The organism is Streptomyces sp. NPDC047841 (assembly GCF_040704085.1).
Classification (GTDB): Bacteria; Actinomycetota; Actinomycetes; order Streptomycetales; family Streptomycetaceae; genus Streptomyces; species Streptomyces argyrophylli.
Genome location: NZ_JBEYRP010000003.1, coordinates 391,053 through 407,344, shown reverse-complemented (window position 1 = coordinate 407,344; position 16,292 = coordinate 391,053). Strand labels below are relative to the sequence as shown.

At 71.1% G+C, this 16,292-nt stretch carries 15 protein-coding genes; 6 read left to right on the top strand and 9 right to left on the bottom strand.

The window, feature by feature from the left end; all coding sequences use genetic code 11:
- Positions 1–125 precede the first annotated feature (125 nt).
- The 5 genes from AB0947_RS06445 to AB0947_RS06425 all read right to left on the bottom strand — a co-directional run bounded on the left by AB0947_RS06445 (position 126) and on the right by AB0947_RS06425 (position 6,417).
- The gene (locus tag AB0947_RS06445; protein WP_366749109.1) at positions 126–2,144 is read right to left on the bottom strand and encodes a beta-galactosidase; all 2,019 of its coding nucleotides are present in this window, start codon (positions 2,142–2,144) and stop codon (positions 126–128) included.
- 26 nt (positions 2,145–2,170) lie between these two features.
- Positions 2,171–3,058, bottom strand: coding sequence for a carbohydrate ABC transporter permease (locus tag AB0947_RS06440; protein WP_366749108.1), 888 nt, complete (start codon positions 3,056–3,058; stop codon positions 2,171–2,173).
- Positions 3,055–4,035, bottom strand: coding sequence for a sugar ABC transporter permease (locus AB0947_RS06435; protein ID WP_366749107.1), 981 nt, complete (start codon positions 4,033–4,035; stop codon positions 3,055–3,057). The genes AB0947_RS06440 and AB0947_RS06435 overlap by 4 nt, the downstream gene beginning before the upstream one ends.
- Before the next feature lie 8 nt (positions 4,036–4,043).
- Positions 4,044–5,357, bottom strand: coding sequence for an extracellular solute-binding protein (locus AB0947_RS06430; protein ID WP_366749106.1), 1,314 nt, complete (start codon positions 5,355–5,357; stop codon positions 4,044–4,046).
- A gap of 268 nt (positions 5,358–5,625) precedes the next feature.
- Positions 5,626–6,417: a GntR family transcriptional regulator gene (locus tag AB0947_RS06425; RefSeq protein ID WP_366749105.1), complete on the bottom strand. Its 792-nt coding sequence runs from the start codon at positions 6,415–6,417 to the stop codon at positions 5,626–5,628.
- Positions 6,418–6,593: 176 nt separating this feature from the next.
- Here AB0947_RS06425 and AB0947_RS06420 point away from each other — a divergent pair, with 176 nt between their 5' ends.
- From AB0947_RS06420 to AB0947_RS06400, 5 genes are all read left to right on the top strand, one after another.
- Positions 6,594–7,613 (top strand): sugar ABC transporter substrate-binding protein, encoded by a 1,020-nt coding sequence (locus AB0947_RS06420; protein ID WP_366749104.1) that lies wholly within the window; start codon positions 6,594–6,596, stop codon positions 7,611–7,613.
- Entirely contained in the window at positions 7,613–8,689 is a 1,077-nt protein-coding gene (locus tag AB0947_RS06415) for an ABC transporter permease (RefSeq protein WP_366749103.1), read from the top strand. The genes AB0947_RS06420 and AB0947_RS06415 overlap by 1 nt, the downstream gene beginning before the upstream one ends.
- 3 nt (positions 8,690–8,692) lie before the next feature.
- On the top strand, positions 8,693–9,604 hold the full coding sequence (locus AB0947_RS06410; protein WP_366749102.1) for an ATP-binding cassette domain-containing protein: 912 nt from the start codon (positions 8,693–8,695) through the stop codon (positions 9,602–9,604).
- Positions 9,605–9,606: 2 nt separating this feature from the next.
- A complete protein-coding gene (locus AB0947_RS06405; RefSeq protein WP_366749101.1) occupies positions 9,607–10,515 on the top strand; it encodes a sugar phosphate isomerase/epimerase in 909 nt (302 codons plus the stop codon).
- Positions 10,516–10,675: 160 nt separating this feature from the next.
- Positions 10,676–10,870, top strand: a complete 195-nt coding sequence (locus tag AB0947_RS06400) for a hypothetical protein (RefSeq protein WP_366749100.1) — start codon at positions 10,676–10,678, stop codon at positions 10,868–10,870.
- A gap of 48 nt (positions 10,871–10,918) precedes the next feature.
- Here AB0947_RS06400 and AB0947_RS06395 read toward each other — a convergent pair whose 3' ends face one another.
- From AB0947_RS06395 to AB0947_RS06385, 3 genes are read right to left on the bottom strand one after another with little or no spacing between them, the layout of a single operon-like run.
- On the bottom strand, positions 10,919–11,923 hold the full coding sequence (locus AB0947_RS06395; protein ID WP_366749099.1) for a Gfo/Idh/MocA family oxidoreductase: 1,005 nt from the start codon (positions 11,921–11,923) through the stop codon (positions 10,919–10,921).
- A gap of 32 nt (positions 11,924–11,955) precedes the next feature.
- Entirely contained in the window at positions 11,956–12,732 is a 777-nt protein-coding gene (locus tag AB0947_RS06390) for an SDR family oxidoreductase (RefSeq protein WP_366749098.1), read from the bottom strand.
- 8 nt (positions 12,733–12,740) lie between these two features.
- Positions 12,741–13,907: a phytanoyl-CoA dioxygenase family protein gene (locus AB0947_RS06385; protein WP_366749097.1), complete on the bottom strand. Its 1,167-nt coding sequence runs from the start codon at positions 13,905–13,907 to the stop codon at positions 12,741–12,743.
- Positions 13,908–14,017: 110 nt separating this feature from the next.
- Between AB0947_RS06385 and AB0947_RS06380 the strand changes: the two genes are divergently transcribed.
- Entirely contained in the window at positions 14,018–15,049 is a 1,032-nt protein-coding gene (locus AB0947_RS06380) for a LacI family DNA-binding transcriptional regulator (protein WP_366749096.1), read from the top strand.
- Here the strand turns inward: AB0947_RS06380 and AB0947_RS06375 are convergent.
- The gene (locus AB0947_RS06375) at positions 15,030–16,190 is read right to left on the bottom strand and encodes a Gfo/Idh/MocA family oxidoreductase (protein WP_366749095.1); all 1,161 of its coding nucleotides are present in this window, start codon (positions 16,188–16,190) and stop codon (positions 15,030–15,032) included. The genes AB0947_RS06380 and AB0947_RS06375 overlap by 20 nt on opposite strands.
- Between the last annotated feature and the right edge of the window lie 102 nt (positions 16,191–16,292).

Sequence of the window (16,292 nt, the reverse complement as noted above, 5' to 3'; positions counted from 1 at the left end):
GGGAGGACCAGCAGGAGGACGGGGGCCGGGGCGGTCACCCGGCCCCTGGCCCCCGGTCGTCCGGACGGGCCCCCGGCTGGACGCGGCCCGCTGCGCCGCGCGGCCTCCCGGACGTCAGGCGCGGCTCACCGGCCGCGCGGCTCGCGCACGACGGCCACGTCACCGGGCGCGACGGTGACCGTGCCGGACGTCTCCTTGCCGGTCAGCAGCTCGAACGAGCCCTGTGCCACCGGTACTTCGGCGCCCTGCCCGGTGTGGTCGATGACGAACAGGTAGTCCGCCTCCGGGCCGCGCCGGCGGGCCACCTCCACCCCGGGCGGGGCGGTCCGCACCGGAGCCACGCCCGCCTCCTCGCGGACGCGGTCCAGCAGTGCGGCCAGGGTGGCCGGGTCCGGCAGGGTGGCCAGGTACCAGGCGGACCCGGTGCCGTGCGCCCGCCGGGTCACCGCCGGGACCCCCGCCAGGGGCCCGTCGGCGTACGAGGCGACCGCCTCGGCACCCGCCGGCCGCAGCCGCTCCGACCACAGCGAGCCCGTCGCCCCGTCCGGCACGGCACCGGTCAGCGCGACCGGTTCCCCGGGCAGCAGCGGGAACGGCTCGTCGGAGCGGACGCCCAGCACCTCCCGGAACGCCCCGGGGTAACCACCCAGCCGGGCATGGCAGTTCTCGTCGACCGCACCGCTGTGGAAGCCGACCGCCAGGGTGCCGCCGCCGACGGCGTACGCGGTGAGGTTCGCCGCGCCCGCCGCGTCGACCAGGTACAGGTTCGGGGCCAGCACCAGCCGGTAGCCGGTCAGGTCCGCGTCCGGCCGGACGAAGTCCACGGCCACGCCCGACCGCCACAGCGGCTCGTACCAGGCCCGCACCAGGTCCAGGTAGCACAGCGCGCCGCTCGGCTGGGAGGGGAGTTCCAGGGCCCAGCGGGCGTCCCAGTCCCACACGATCGCGGCCTCGGCGGTGCCGGTGCTGCCGCGCACCTCGGCCAGCGCCTTCAGGTCGGCGCCGAGCCGGACCACGTCCCGCCAGATCTGGCTGTCCGTCCCGGCGTGCGGCACCATCGCCGAGTGCCACTGCTCGGCACCCGCCTTCGACTGGCGCCACTGGAAGTAGGCGATGCCGTCCGCGCCGCGCGCCACGTGGGCGAGCGCGTCCCGGCGCAACTGGCCGGGACTCTTGGCCCGGTTGACGGGCTGCCAGTTCACCGCGCCGGTCGAGTGCTCCATCAGCAGCCACGGGCCGTCCGCGAGCGAACGCGTCAGGTCGCCGCTGAGCGCGATGTCGATCTGCGGCTCGGGATCCGTGGACCGCAGGTAGTGGTCGTTGGAGACGAGGTCCAGCTCGGGCGCCCAGCGCCAGTAGTCCAGGGCGTCGAAGCTGAAGTTCACCATGAAGTTGGTGGTGGCCGGGACCGTGGGCGCCGCCGCCCGGAGCACGTCCCGTTCCGCCGTGTACAGCGACAGCAGCTCGTCGGAGCAGAACCTCCGCCAGTCCAGCCGGTGCGTCGGGTTGGACACGGCGCCGGTGGCGCGCGGCGGCAGGACCTCCTCCCAGTCGTAGTACCACTGGGACCAGAACGCGGTGCCCCAGGCGTGGTTGAGGGCCGCCAGGTCGTCGCCGTAGCGCTCGCGCAGCCAGCGCCGGAAGGCCGCCGCGCTGGTGTCGCAGTAGCAGGCCGCGTTGTGGCAGCCGTACTCGTTGTGCACGTGCCACATGCGGACGGCCGGGTGGTCCGCGTACCGCCCGGCGAGCGCGCCCGCGATGCGCAGCGCGGCCTGCCGGTAGGCGGGGCTGGACGGGCAGAACGTCTGGCGGCTGCCGTAGGAGAGGGTACGGCCGTCCCGGTCGGCCGGCAGGGCCTCCGGGTGGGCCCGGAAGAACCAGGCCGGCGGCGCCGCCGTGGGCGTGGCCAGGTCGGCGGCGATGCCGTTCTCGTGCAGCAGGTCCAGGATCTTGTCCAGGCGCGAGAAGTCGTACACGCCCTCGGACGGCTCCAGCAGCGCCCACGAGAAGATGCCGACGCTGACCAGGTTCACCCCGGCCTCGCGCATCAGGCGCATGTCCTCGGCCCACACCTCCTCGGGCCACTGCTCGGGGTTGTAGTCGCCGCCGTAGGCGATGCCGGGGACGGACAGGGTGCGCTTCACGGTGTTCTCTTTCGGGTGCGGGCCCGTCAGCCCTTGTTGGAGCCCAGGGTCAGGCCGCTGACGAACTGGCGCTGGAGCACGAAGTACACGACCAGGGTGGGGATCGCGGTCAGCAGGGCGCCGGCGGCGACCAGGTTGGGGTCGGTGAAGTACTGCCCGGAGAGGTTGTTCAGCGCCGAGGTGATCGGCATGTTCTCGCCGGTGGAGATCAGCACGAGGGCCCAGAAGAAGTCGTTGTAGATCCAGATGGACAACAGGGTCGCCAGGGCCGCCATCGCCGGCTTGCACAGCGGCAGCGTGATCTGCCAGTACAGCCGCCACACCGAGGCGCCGTCGACCAGCGCGGCCTCGGTCAGCTCGTGCGGCAGCGAGCGCATGTAGTTGCTCAGCACGAACGCGCAGAAGCCGGACTGGAACGCCACGTGGATCAGGACGAGGCCCAGCGCGGAGTCGTACAGCTTGCCGCTCGCGGTGATGCCCGGCAGGTCGGTGAGCAGGTACAGCCGGTACAGCGGGGTGATGATGACCTGCTGCGGCAGCAGGTTGCCCGCCGTGAAGACCAGCAGCAGCGCCAGGTTGACCCGGAAGTCGAAGCGGCTGACGTAGAAGGCGACCATCGACGACAGGAACAGCGTCAGCAGGACGGCCGGCACCGCGATGATCAGCGTGTTGCCGAAGTAGTGCAGCATGTCCGACTGCTGGAACGCGTGTGTGAAGTTGTCGAAGTTCAGCGTGTCCGGCCAGGACACGTACCCCTTGGCGCTGGTCTCGCTGTACGGGCGCAGGGCCGAGAAGACCGCCCACAGCAGGGGCGCCAGCCAGGCGAGCGCGGTGCCCGCGAGGAAGACGTGCAGCAGGACGCGGGCCGGCCGGACCGGGGTACGCCGCTTTCCCAGGGCGCTCACGGTGCTCATGCGCGCCGCTCCTTCCGGAAGGTGGCGATCAGGTACGGGATGATGACGGCGAGGGAGATCACCAGCAGGACGACGGCGATGGCGGAGCCGTATCCGATGCGGCTGGACTCGCCGATGATGTTGTTGGTGACCAGGATCGACAGCAACTCCGTGCCCTGGGCGCCCTTGTTGAAGACGAAGACCAGGTCGAAGGCGCGCAGTGCCTCGATGATGGTGACGACGAGGACGACCGTGTTGGTCGGGCGCAGGGTCGGGAAGATGACGTTCTTGAACGTCTGCCACTCGTTGGCGCCGTCCAGCGCGGACGCCTCCCTGAGCGACGGGTCGACGCTCTTCAGGCCGGCCAGGTAGAGGATCATCATGTAGCCGGTGTGCCGCCAGGACGCGGCGATCAGCACGGCCCACAGGTTGAGGTCCGGGTCGCCGATCCAGTCGATGTAGTGGCCGGGCTTGTTGGCGCCGATGATGCTGTTGATCAGGCCCGTGTCCGGGTTGTAGACCAGCTGCCAGACGAAGCCGATGCACGCCATCGAGATGACGACGGGCAGGAAGTACGCGGTCTGGTAGACGCGGCTGAACCGGATCCGCTTGTCGAGCTGGACGGCGAGGAACAGGCCGAACGGCGTCGGGATCAGGATCAGTACGACGAACCAGATGACGTTGTGCTGGACGGCGGGCCAGAACTGCGGGTTGTCGCTGAACAGCTGCCGGAAGTTGTCCAGGCCGACCCACTTGATGGAGTCGAACCCGATGCCGTCCCAGGTGGTGAAGGCGAGGAGGATCGAGGCGAGGGCCGTGAACCAGACGAGGATCACGTGCAGGACGGTCGGCACGCCCGCCATGAGGGCGAGCGTGAACCGGTCACGGCGGGTCAGCAGGCGCCGGTGGCCCTGCGAGACCCGCTTCTTCGCGGGCGCGGCCCCGGGAGCCGGCACGGCCGCCGGCTCCGGGGTCTTCGTCGTCGTGTCGGTGCTCATCGGGCCGCTCACGAGGACGCGAAGATGGTCTTCTTCTGGCGCTCGATGGACGACAGCAGACCGTCCACGCCCTTGGGGTTCTGGAGGAACTTCTGCAGGCCGGGCTGCATCACCGTGGAGGTGAAGTCGGGGCGGCTGTCGCGGTCCATGAACTGGGTGAGGCTCTTGGCGCTGCCGATCATCTCGAACGCCTTCTTCTGGAGCGCCGAGTAGGAGGAGGTGTCGGCCTTGCTGGAGGCGGCGACCACGCTCGGGTCGGTCTTCAGGTACAGCTCCTCGGCCGCCGGGCTGCCCAGGTACTCCAGCAGCTTGACGACACCCGCGTGGTTCTTCGGGGACTTGCTCACCATGAAGCCGTCGGTCGGCGCCTCGACGGTGTCCTGGCCGTACGCGGAGTTGATCTCCGGGAAGGCGAAGAAGTCGAGGTCGTCCAGGTCGGCCTTGTTGGTGAACTGCTGGGCCACGAAGGAGCCGAGGAGGTACATGCCGGCCTTCTTGGCCACCAGCGTCTGCGCGGCGTCCTGCCAGGTGCGGCCCATGAAGCCGTCCTGGTGGTAGGGGAGGAGCTCGGCCCAGTGGTCGAAGACGTCCTTCACCTTGGCGTCGGTCCAGGACGCCTTGCCGGCCATCAGCTGGACGTGGAAGTCGTAGCCGTTCAGGCGGAAGTTGATCTGGTCGAAGGTGCCCATCGCCGGCCAGGCGTCCTTGTCGCCGAAGGCGATCGGGACCAGGCCGTCCTTCTTCATCTGCTTGCACAGGGCGACCAGGTCGTCCCAGGTGGCCGGGACCTTGTAACCGTGCTGCTGGAAGACGCTCTTGCGGTAGAAGACCGCCCACGGGTAGGTGGTCAGCGGCACGAAGTAGTACTTGCCGTCCGCGCCCTTGCTGAGCTTCTTCATCGCGTCGGGGAAGTTGTCCCCGATCTTCGCCCACACGTCGTCGATCGGGCTGGCGAGGCCCTTGGCCGCGAAGAACTGCATGCGGTACCCGGCGAACCAGTTGAACACGTCGTCCGGCGTGCCCTGCAGATACGAGTTGATCTGCTCCTGGAAGGTGTTGTGGTCCTTGGTGTTGACATCGACGCTGAGGCCGGACTGCTTCTTGAAGGCCGCGTAGACGCTCTCGTAGGCCTTCTTGGGCACCGCGTCGGAGGCGTTCGAGCCCAGGGAGACGGCCTTCGGGTCGGATCCGGAACCGCTGCCTCCGCAGGCGGACAGCAGGGGTATGCCGGCGCCTGCGAGCAGGGCGGCACCGCCCGCTCCGCGCAGCAGGGAACGGCGGCTGGGACCCGGGACGGAGAGACCGGAGGACGAGAGGCGCATGGCGGCTCCTGATGCATACCAGGGTTCGGCCAAGGGGATGAGTTGATCACCGAAAAGTTCGAAACCGCTCAGAAACCAACTCGACCGAACATCGTGGGCGTAATAACAGCCCCATGTCCGCTCATGCGTCAATAGCTCCGGTCGCACTGAGGTGTCTCTTGCCCGAAACGTAATCGTCACCGTCACCTGCACCGTTGACGGTGACGGGGCGCAGCGGCCCGCACGGCCCGGGCGGCCGAGGGGGCTGTGTGAAACAGATCGTTCCGTTTCAGCTCCTGACCAGCAGTCGGAAGTCGAAGGCGTACCGGGACGCCCGGTAGACGTGGCTGCCGTGCTCCACCGGCCGGCCCGCGTCGTCGTAGGCGGTGCGCCACATGGTGAGCAGGGCCGCTCCCTCCGGCTCCTCCAGCAGGGCGCCCTCCTCGGCGCTCGCGGCGCGGGCGCCGATGGACTGGCGGGCGCTGTGCAGGACGATCCCGGCCGCGCGCAGCAGCCGGTACAGGCCCGTGGACTCCAGCTGCCCGGTACCGAGTTCGAGCAGGGAGGCCGGCAGGTGGTTGCGCAGGAACGCCACGGGCCGGCCGTGCGTGCTGCGCAGCCGCTCCAGTACGACGACCTCGGCGCCCTCCGGGAGCCCGAGGGCGGCGGCCACGTCGGCGGGCGCCGCGATCCGCTCGTTGCGCAGCACCCGGGTGGTCGGGCCCTGTCCGGCCGACTCCAGGTCGTCGTAGAGGCTGCTGAGTTCCAGCGGGCGCCGGACCTGGCTGTGCACCACCTGCGTACCGACCCCGCGGCGGCGCACCAGCAGCCCCTTGTCGACCAGGGACTGGATCGCCTGGCGGACGGTGGGCCGGGACAGCCCGAGCCGCACCGACAGGTCGACCTCGTTGCCGAGCAGGTCCCCCGGCACCAGCACGCCGTGCTGGATGGCCGCCTCCAGTTGCCGGGCGAGCTGGTAGTACAGCGGAACCGGGCTCGACCGGTCCAGGGCGAAGGTCACGGGATCCAGCGCGCGATCACCCGGTGCCGTTCGCTGCGGGGTGCGGTGTACTGGGCTCATGGCTCCCAGGTGTAGGTCCCGGCGCCGAAGGTGTCAATACTTTGTACTTACATTCGGACCTGCTTGTGAAATGATGTCTTAACAAAGTATTGACAGCGGGCTCGGCAGAGGCTTGTATCCCGTCCCAACGCAACAGCGTCCTTGCCCCGTCGCACGCACAGTGAGGTGCTGGAAAGATGGACCGCTCTTCTCGTCCCCGCTTCCGCAGACTGGCCCCCTTCGTGGCGGCGGCCGCCGCGGCAGCCCTCACCCTCGCCGGCTGCTCCAGCGGTTCCGGCGGCAAGAAGGCCGAGGAGGAGGCGGCGAACCCCTCCGCGGGCAAGGCCGACACCCCTCGCATGACCGTCGCCCTCGTCACCCACCAGGCGCCCGGCGACACCTTCTGGGACACCGTCCGCAAGGGCGCGGAGGCCGCGGCGGCCAAGGACAACATCAAGCTGGTCTACTCCGCCGACCCGAACGCCGGCAACCAGGCCAACTACGTGCAGAACGCCATCGACCAGAAGGTCGACGGCATCGCGGTCACCCTGGCCAAGCCCGACGCGATGAAGGGCGCCATCGCCAAGGCCGAGCAGGCCGGCATCCCGGTGGTCGGCCTCAACTCAGGACTGACGGACTGGAAGAAGCTCGGCCTGCTGGAGTTCTTCGGGCAGGACGAGAGCGTGGCGGGCGAGGCGTTCGGCGACAAGCTCAACACCACCGGCGCGAAGAAGATCGTCTGCGTGGTCCAGGAACAGGGCAACGTGGGCCTCACCCAGCGCTGCGACGGCGTGAAGAAGACGTTCAAGGGCACCACCGAGACCCTGTACGTGAACGGCACCGACATGCCGTCGGTGAAGTCGACCATCACGGCCAAGCTCAAGCAGGACAAGTCCGTCGACACCGTCGTCACCCTCGGCGCCCCCTTCGCGCTGACCGCGGTGCAGTCGGTCGGGGACGCGGGCAGCAAGGCGAAGGTGGCCACCTTCGACCTCAACAAGGAACTGGTCAAGGCGGTGCAGAAGGGCACCATCGAGTTCGCCGTCGACCAGCAGCCCTACCTCCAGGGCTACCTGGCGGTCGACTCGCTGTGGCTCTACAAGAACAACGGCAACTACAGCGGCGGCGGCGAGCAGGCCGTCCTCACCGGCCCGGCCTTCGTGGACAAGTCCAACGTCGACAAGGTCGCCGGGTTCGCCGCGAAGGGCACCCGGTGATGAGCATGGCCCAGCAGGCTGAACCGGCGGTCGGCAGGTCGCCGGCGTCCGGCCCCCGACAGAGCGACGGCCGCACCGCCCGGCGCCCGCCGGCCCTCCGGCTGCTGGCCCGGCCCGAGGTGGGTGTCTTCCTCGGCGCCGTCGCCGTCCTGGTCTTCTTCCTGATCGCGGCGCCGCCGGTGCGCGACGGCAGCTCGATGGCGAACATCCTCTACCAGTCCTCGACCATCGGCATCATGGCCCTCCCGGTGGCCCTGCTGATGATCGGCGGGGAGTTCGACCTCTCCTCCGGCGTCGCCGTGATCTCCTCGGCGCTCACCGCGAGCATGCTCAGCTACCAGCTCACCGTGAACGTGTGGACCGGCGTGATCGTCGCCCTGGCCGTGTCCCTCGCGATCGGCGCCTTCAACGGCTGGATGGTGGTGAAGACCGGGCTGCCCAGCTTCCTGGTCACCCTGGGCACCTTCCTGATCCTCCAGGGCACCAACCTCGCCGTCACCAAGCTCGTCACCGGCAACGTCGCCACCGACGACATCAGCGACATGGACGGCTTCGACCAGGCCCGCAAGATCTTCGCCTCCTCCTTCGACGTGGGCGGGGTCCAGGTGAAGATCACGGTGGTCTGGTGGCTGGTCTTCGCGGCCGTCGCCACCTGGGTGCTGCTGCGCACCAAGTACGGCAACTGGATCTTCGCGGTCGGCGGCAACAAGGACAGCGCCCGCGCGGTCGGCGTCCCGGTGAGGTTCACCAAGATCACCCTGTTCATGCTGGTCGGCTTCGGCGCCTGGTTCGTCGGCATGCACAACCTGTTCTCGTTCAACACCGTGCAGTCCGGCGAGGGCGTCGGCCAGGAGCTGATCTACATCGCCGCGGCCGTCATCGGCGGCTGCCTGCTCACCGGCGGCTACGGCTCCGCGATCGGCCCGGTCTTCGGCGCCTTCATGTTCGGCATGGTGCAGCAGGGCATCGTCTACGCCGGCTGGAACCCCGACTGGTTCAAGGCCTTCCTCGGCGTGATGCTCCTCGGCGCCGTCCTGATCAATCTGTGGGTCCAGCGCACGGCGACCCGGAGGTAAGCGATGACCGACAACACCACGGGCACCCACGGCGCCGTCCTCCAGGACGGCGCACCCGCCCCCGACGGGCTCCTGGTCGAACTCCGCGGCGCCGGCAAGTCCTACGGCAACATCCGCGCCCTGCACGGCGTCGACCTGAAGGTCCACGCCGGCCGGGTGACCTGCGTGCTCGGCGACAACGGCGCCGGCAAGTCCACCCTCATCAAGATCATCTCAGGGCTGCACCAGCACACCGAGGGCGAGTTCCTCGTCGACGGCCGGCCGGTGCGCTTCACCACCCCGCGCGAGGCCCTGGACAAGGGCATCGCCGCCGTCTACCAGGACCTCGCCACCGTCCCGCTGATGCCGGTGTGGCGGAACTTCTTCCTCGGCTCCGAGCTGACCAAGGGCCCCTGGCCGCTGCGCCGGCTCGACATCGCCCGCATGAAGGAGACCGCCGACCGGGAACTGCGCCACATGGGCATCGTCCTGGACGACCTGGAACAGCCCATCGGCACCCTCTCCGGCGGCCAGCGCCAGTGCGTCGCCATCGCCCGCGCCGTCCACTTCGGCGCCCGCGTCCTCATCCTGGACGAGCCCACCGCCGCCCTCGGCGTCAAACAGTCCGGTGTGGTGCTGAAGTACATCGCCGCCGCCCGCGACCGCGGGCTCGGCGTCATCTTCATCACCCACAACCCCCACCACGCCTACATGGTCGGCGACCACTTCAGCGTCCTGCGCCTCGGCACCCTGGAGCTGAGCGCCGAACGCAGCGAGATCGGCCTCGAAGAGCTGACCAACCACATGGCCGGCGGCGCCGAACTCGCCGCGCTCAGGCACGAGCTGGCCCAGGTGCGCGGCGTCGACGTGGCCGAACTGCCCGAGGACGGCGACCTCGGCGCACCCGTGGCGACCTCCCCGGAAGGAACCCCCTGATCATGGCGCACCCCACTCCGCTCGACCGCATCCGGGTCGGCTCCGCCCCCGACTCCTGGGGCGTCTGGTTCCCCGACGACCCCCGGCAGGTGCCCTGGGAACGCTTCCTCGACGAGGTCGCCGAGGCCGGCTACGACTGGATCGAACTCGGCCCCTACGGCTACCTCCCCACCGACCCGGCACGGCTCGCCGACGAGGTGGCCAAGCGGAACCTGAAGGTGTCGGCGGGCACCGTCTTCACCGGCATGCACCGCGGCCCCGCCGTCTGGGAGGAGACCTGGGCGCACGTCAGCCAGGTCGCCGCGCTCACCCAGGCGATGGGCGCCCGGCACCTGGTCGTCATCCCCTCCTTCTGGCGCGACGACAAGACCGCCGAGATCCTGGAGCCGCCCGAGCTGACCGCCGGGCAGTGGGCCCACCTGACCAAGGGCATGGAACGGCTCGGCCACGAGGTCAAGGAGACCTACGGCCTGGACATCGTCGTGCACCCGCACGCCGACACCCACATCGACACCGAGGAGCATGTCGAGCGCTTCCTGGACTCGACCGACGGCGAGCTGGTCAACCTCTGCCTGGACACCGGGCACTACGCCTACTGCGGCGGGGACAGCGTCAAGCTGATCGAGACCTACGGCGAGCGCATCGGGTACCTGCACCTCAAGCAGGTCGACCCGGACGTCCTCGCCGAGGTGGTCGCGGGCGGGGTGCCGTTCGGACCGGCCGTGCAGCGCGGCGTGATGTGCGAACCGCCCTCCGGGGTGCCGGCGCTGGGGCCGGTGCTGGAGGCGGCGCAGAAGCTGGGCGTGGAGCTGTTCGCGATCGTCGAGCAGGACATGTACCCGTGCGAGCCGGACAAGCCGCTGCCGATCGCGGTACGCACCCGGCGCTTCCTGCGGTCCTGCGGGGCCTGAGGGCCGGCCGCTTCCGAGGGAACCGGGCCGCGGTGCCGACGACCGCGGCCCGGTTCCTGCGCTGTTGCGGGGGATTCGGCCGCCGGGCGGCCGGGAACCAACGGGGACACGCGGACGTCTGACCCACAACGGGGAACGCCCGCGCGGACGGGAGGACGAGATGACACACCGTACGGAAGCCCACACCGCGGCCCCGGACGCGGCCGACGCCGCCGCCCGGCGCCGCGACCGCTTCGGCGCGCTGCCGGAGCGGATACGCCCGCAGGACACGGTGGAGACGAAGCCGGCGACGGCGCCGGACCCGGCGCGGGACACCTACAACCCGGACGAGTGGCTGATCCGGTACTGCGGCTGAGCACACGGCGACGGCGCCGGGCACCTGCCCGGCGCCGTCGCCGTGCGGTCAGGCCGCCCGTACCTCCGCCAGGGTCACCGGCCGGTGCTCGTGCAGGGACAGCGTGCAGGCCTCGGCGATCCAGCCGGCCTCCAGGGCGTCCTCGACGGTGCACGGCGAGGTCCGGGTCCCGGCCACGACCTCGGTGAACGCGGTCAGTTCGGCGCGGTAGGCGTCGGTGAAGCGGTCCATGAAGAAGTCGTGCGGGGTGCCGGCGGGGAAGGTGACCCCGGGCTCGGCCGAGCGCAGCGGCAGCTTGTCGTCCAGGCCGACGGCGAGGGAGTCGGCGAAACCGTGCAGTTCCATGCGCACGTCGTAACCGCGCTTGTTGTGCCGGGAGTTGGACACCACCGCGATCGTGCCGTCGTCCAGGGTCAGGACGGCGCCGGTGGTGTCGGCGTCGCCCGCCGCCTTGATGTAGTCGGCGCCCCGGTTGCCGCCCACCGCGTACACCTCGGTGACCTCACGGCCCGTCACCCAGCGGATGATGTCGAAGTCGTGCACCGAGCAGTCACGGAAGATCCCGCCGGACGCGGCGACATAGGCGGCCGGCGGCGGCGCCGGGTCCAGGGTCGTGGAGCGGACCGTGTGCAGCATGCCCAGCTCACCGGCCTGTACGGCGGCCCGCGCGGCGACGAAGCCCGCATCGAAGCGCCGGTTGTAGCCGATCTGGATCGGCACGCCGCTGCCCTGCACGGCCTTGAGGACCTCGACGCCCTCGACCATCGTCCTGGCGACGGGCTTCTCGCAGAAGACCGGGACGCCGGCCTCGACGCCGGCCAGGATCAGGGCGGGGTGGGCGTCGGTGGCCGCCGCGACCACCAGGCCGTCCACGCCGGCCGCGAGAAGGGCCTCCGGCGAGTCCGCGACCTGTGCCCCGAACCGCTCGGCGGCGGCCTTGGCCGCGTCCGCGAACGGGTCGGCGACGACGAGCGAGTCGACGGCGTCCAGCCCGGAGAGGGTCTCGGCGTGGAAGGCGCCGATGCGGCCGAGGCCGAGGATTCCGATACGCATGCGGTGCTGCTCCTAGGGTTGGTGCCTGAGTTTTAGTCGAGGCCGCCGAGCACGTTCTGGTCCCAGTCGATCACCGAGCCGGTGACCACCCCCGACCGCTCCGACAGCAGGAAGACCACGAAGTCCGCGATTTCGTCCGGCTGGCCGAGCTTGCCCATCGGCAGCCGGGCCGCTGCCTGCTCCCGCCAGTCGTCGCCGGCGCCGTGGAAGGCCCGCTGGGTGGCGTCCTCGCCCTCGGTCGCGGTCCAGCCGATGTTGAGCCCGTTGATCCGGATCCGGTCCCAGCGGTGGGCGTGCGCCGCGTTCCGGGTCAGGCCCGCCAGGCCGGCCTTGGCGGCGACGTACGGCGCGAGGAACGGCTGTCCGCCGTGCGCCGACGACGTGATGACGTTGACGATCGTGCCGGGCGCCTTGCGGGCCGTCATGTCGGCGACCGCCGCCTGCATCGCGAAGAACGGGCCCTTGAGGTTGACCGCGATGTGCGCGTCGAACAGTTCCGGCGTGGTGTCCAGCAGCGTGCCCCGCGAGGTCAGCCCGGCCGAGTTGACCAGGCAGTCGATCCGGCCGTACGCGTCCACGACCCGGGCGACCGACGCCTTGGCCTGCCCGGCGTCCGCCAGGTCGGCCCGCACGTACATGGCCTTGCCGCCGGCCGCCGACAGCTCCGTCACCAGCGCCTCGCCCGGCTCCGGGCGGCGCCCGCTCACCGCGACGACGGCGCCCTCGCGGACGGCGGCCCGCGCGATGGCGGCCCCCACGCCCTGACTGCCGCCGTTGACCAGGACGACCTTGTCGTCGAGAAGTCCCATGCCCTGCCTCAGCTCTCCCGGCGTCGCGCCGCCGTCCGCAGTTCCTCGCGCAGCCGCGCGGGCCGCCATGTCTCCCTCAGCGCCCGCCGCACCAGGTCCGCCTGCGCCGGCGGGGCCAGCCCGGCGACCGGCGGGTCGCTGTCCAGGTTGGTGGGGAAGGGGTAGCCCTCGGCGCTCGCGGCGATCACGTTGTCCAGCCACTCCTCGGACGCGCCCGCCGCCTTGCGCCGCAGCAGCACCGGGAACACCGCGTTGGTCACCGCCTCGCGGTCCACGGTCTCCATCGCGCGGCCGAACGCGGACGAGATCTGCAGCAGGTTGGCCGTGCGCCGGACGTCCGCCGTCCGGTTGGTGCCGGCGGCGTGGAAGAGCGCCGGGTTGAAGAAGACGGCGTCGCCCTTGTCGAGCGGGAGCTGTACGTGGCGGGCCGTGAAGTACTCCTGGAACTCCGGGAGCCGCCAGGCCAGGTAGCCCGGCTCGTAGAGCTGGGAGTACGGCAGGTACAGCGTCGGCCCGGACTCCACCGGCATGGCGCAGTGGGCGACCGCGCCCTGGAGGGTGAGCGCGGGGGAGAGGCGGTGCACGTGCGCGGGGTAGGCGGCGGCGACCGCGTTGCTCAGGAAGCCCAGGTGGTAGTCCCGGTGCGGGGTCTGTCCGGCGCCGCCCGGATTGACCACGTTCACCTGGGAGGTGACCTGGTAGCCGGGGCCCAGCCAGGCGGTGGCGAGCAGCGCCAGGACGTCGTTGGCGTAGTAGCCGGCGAACGCCTCGGCGTCGTACAGGGCCGTCTTCTCCAGCGCGTTCCACACCCGGTCGTTGGCGCCCGGCGCGGCGAAGTGGTCGCCGGCGGTCGCCCCGGCGGCCCGCTGTTCGGCGATCAGCGCCTCGAACACCGCCGTGACCCGGTCGACGACGCCGGGTTCCGGGAAGGCACCCCGGACCACGACGATCCCCGGGCCCTCGGCGAGCGCCCGCACCAGCTCGGCCCGCAGCGCGCTCCGGTCGCGGGCCGTCCGCAGCCGCTCGCCCTCGTACACGAGGACGTTCTCCACGACGGACGCGGCGTGCGGGTAGCCGGCGGCGTCCGTGGCCCGCTCCACCAGGGCGCGGAACGCGCCGAGATCGCAGTCCTGCTCGGACAGCCAGGCGCGGCCTGGCACGGCGGCGACGGACATCGGTGTCCCTCTTTCGGTCTCGGCAGCGGCGCGGTCCTGTCATTCTTGTCAGTACAAACCCCTCGAACAACCAGCACGCGACCATCAAAAACCCCTCAAGGAGACGGTCCATGGGCCACCCGTTCCCGATCCGGGAGATCGCACGTCAGGCCGGTCTCAGCGAGGCCACCGTGGACCGGGTGCTGAACGGCAGGGGAGGGGTGCGGGAGAGCACCGCGCGGGAGGTGCAACGGGCGATCGCCGATCTCGACCGGCAGCGCACCCAGGTCCGGCTGGTCGGCCGTACCTTCATGGTCGACATCGTGGCCCAGGCGCCCGAGCGGTTCACCACCGCCGTGCGCGCCGCCCTGGAGGCCGAACTGCCCGCCCTGCACCCGGCCGTGGTGCGCTCCCGCTTCCACTTCCGTGAGACCGGCCCGGTCCGCGAGCTGGTCGGCACGCTCGACCGGATCGCCCGGCGCGGCTCGCAGGGCGTGATCCTCAAGGCGCCGGACGTCCCCGAGGTCACCGCGGCCGTCGGCCGACTGACCACCGCCGGGGTACCGGTCGTCACCCTGGTCACCGACCTGCCGGCGAGCGGACGCGTCGCCTACGTCGGCATCGACAACCGGGCGGCCGGGGCGACCGCCGCCTACCTGACGGGCCAGTGGCTCGGCGACCGCCCCGGCAACGTCCTCACCAGCCTCAGCAGTGGCTTCTTCCGCAACGAGGAGGAGCGCGAGATGGGCTTCCGCGGCGTCATGCGGGCCCGGCACCCTCAGCGGACGCTGGTGGAGATCGCCGAGGGCCAGGGCCTGGACGCCACGCAGTACGACCTGGTCCGCGCCGCCCTGGAACGCGACCCGGGGATCTTGGCGGTGTACTCCATCGGCGGCGGCAACAACGCCACCCTGCGGGCCTTCGCCGACCTCGGCCGCGAGTGCGCCGTGTTCGTCGCGCACGACCTCGACCACGACAACACCCGCCTGCTGCGCGAGCACCGCCTGTCCGCCGTGCTCCACCACGATCTGCGGCACGACCTGCGCGAGGCCTGCCACGAGGTGATGCGCTTCCACGGCGCGCTGCCGCCGGCCGGACCGGTCCTGCCGTCCGCGATCCAGGTGGTCACGCCGTACAACATGCCTACGACCCCGGCAGCGTGACCCACGCCCCGCTCGCGGCCGACTCCGCCATCGCGTCCAGCACGGTCGCGCTGTGCACCGCGTCCGCGAGCGTGGTGCCGTACGGGGTGCCCTCGGCGATGGAGCGGACGAAGCGGTAGGCCTCGATCACCTTCAGGTCGTCGTAGCCCATCGCGTTGGCCGCGCCCGGCTGGAACGCGGCGAACTCGCCGGCGCCCGGGCCGACGTACACCGTGCTCACCGGCTGGTCCTGGTACGTCGTGCCCCGGCTCACCTTCAGCTCGTTCATCCGGCGGAAGTCCCAGAACACCGCGCCCCGGGTGCCATGCACCTCGAAGCCGTAGTTGTTCTGCTCGCCGACCGAGACCCGGCAGGCCTCCAGGACGCCCCGGGCACCGGAGGCGAAGCGGAGCAGGCAGCCGACGTAGTCCTCGTTCTCGACCGGGCCCGGCTCACCGCCGGCGGCCAGTGCGTGGCCGGCCGTCGCACCGCTCGGACGGGCGCGTTGCGGGACGAAGACCGCCGTGTCCGCGGTGAGCGAGGCGATGTCGCCGAGCAGGAAGCGGGCCAGGTCGGCGCCGTGCGAGGCGAGGTCGCCGAGCACCCCGCTGCCGCCGCGCTCGCGCTCGTAGCGCCAGGTCAGCGCGCCGTCCGGATGGGCCGCGTAGTCGCTGAAGAGACGGATGCGGACGTGGGTGACCGTGCCGATCCCGCCGGAGGCGATCAGCTCGCGGGCGGCCTCGACGGCGGGCGCGTTGCGGTAGTTGAAGCCGACCGCGCCCTGCACGCCGGCCCGGGCGACGGCCTCGGCGACCGCGCGGGCGTCCCCGGCGGTCAGGCCCACCGGTTTCTCGATCCACAGGTGCTTGCCGGCCTCGGCCATCGCCACGCCGATCTCCCGGTGCAGGAAGTTCGGCGCGGTGACGCTCACCGCCCGCACGCGCGGGTCGGCGGCCACCTCGCGCCAGTCCCGGGTCGCCGAGGCGAACCCGAACCGCTCGGCGGCCTCCTCCGCCCGGCCCGGCACCTCCTCGGCGACGGTGACCAGCCGGGGCCGCAGCGGCAGCCGGGGGTAGTGGTGCGGGAGACGGGCGTACGCCTGGGTGTGCACCCGGCCCATCCAGCCGAACCCGATGACGGCGACACCGAGCGCGTCCACCATGACAGCCCCTCTTTCTCCGGATGGCGGTTGGACCGGTCCAGTTGCGATCGGTGGCCACCTTTGTTCGGACATGACCAGCGTGTCAACCCTTTGACAGCGCGG

Excerpts from the sequence above, each read along its gene's own strand:
- AB0947_RS06380 (WP_366749096.1), top strand. The coding sequence starts at position 14,018 with ATGGGCCACCCGTTCCCGATCCGGGAGATCGCACGTCAGGCCGGTCTC.
- AB0947_RS06410 (WP_366749102.1), top strand. The coding sequence starts at position 8,693 with ATGACCGACAACACCACGGGCACCCACGGCGCCGTCCTCCAGGACGGC.
- AB0947_RS06385 (WP_366749097.1), bottom strand. The coding sequence starts at position 13,907 with ATGTCCGTCGCCGCCGTGCCAGGCCGCGCCTGGCTGTCCGAGCAGGAC.
- AB0947_RS06420 (WP_366749104.1), top strand. The coding sequence starts at position 6,594 with ATGGACCGCTCTTCTCGTCCCCGCTTCCGCAGACTGGCCCCCTTCGTG.
- AB0947_RS06425 (WP_366749105.1), bottom strand. The coding sequence starts at position 6,417 with ATGAGCCCAGTACACCGCACCCCGCAGCGAACGGCACCGGGTGATCGC.
- AB0947_RS06395 (WP_366749099.1), bottom strand. The coding sequence starts at position 11,923 with ATGCGTATCGGAATCCTCGGCCTCGGCCGCATCGGCGCCTTCCACGCC.
- AB0947_RS06400 (WP_366749100.1), top strand. The coding sequence starts at position 10,676 with ATGACACACCGTACGGAAGCCCACACCGCGGCCCCGGACGCGGCCGAC.
- AB0947_RS06440 (WP_366749108.1), bottom strand. The coding sequence starts at position 3,058 with ATGAGCACCGTGAGCGCCCTGGGAAAGCGGCGTACCCCGGTCCGGCCG.
- AB0947_RS06390 (WP_366749098.1), bottom strand. The coding sequence starts at position 12,732 with ATGGGACTTCTCGACGACAAGGTCGTCCTGGTCAACGGCGGCAGTCAG.
- AB0947_RS06405 (WP_366749101.1), top strand. The coding sequence starts at position 9,607 with ATGGCGCACCCCACTCCGCTCGACCGCATCCGGGTCGGCTCCGCCCCC.
- AB0947_RS06415 (WP_366749103.1), top strand. The coding sequence starts at position 7,613 with ATGAGCATGGCCCAGCAGGCTGAACCGGCGGTCGGCAGGTCGCCGGCG.
- AB0947_RS06430 (WP_366749106.1), bottom strand. The coding sequence starts at position 5,357 with ATGCGCCTCTCGTCCTCCGGTCTCTCCGTCCCGGGTCCCAGCCGCCGT.
- AB0947_RS06375 (WP_366749095.1), bottom strand. The coding sequence starts at position 16,190 with ATGGTGGACGCGCTCGGTGTCGCCGTCATCGGGTTCGGCTGGATGGGC.
- AB0947_RS06435 (WP_366749107.1), bottom strand. The coding sequence starts at position 4,035 with ATGAGCACCGACACGACGACGAAGACCCCGGAGCCGGCGGCCGTGCCG.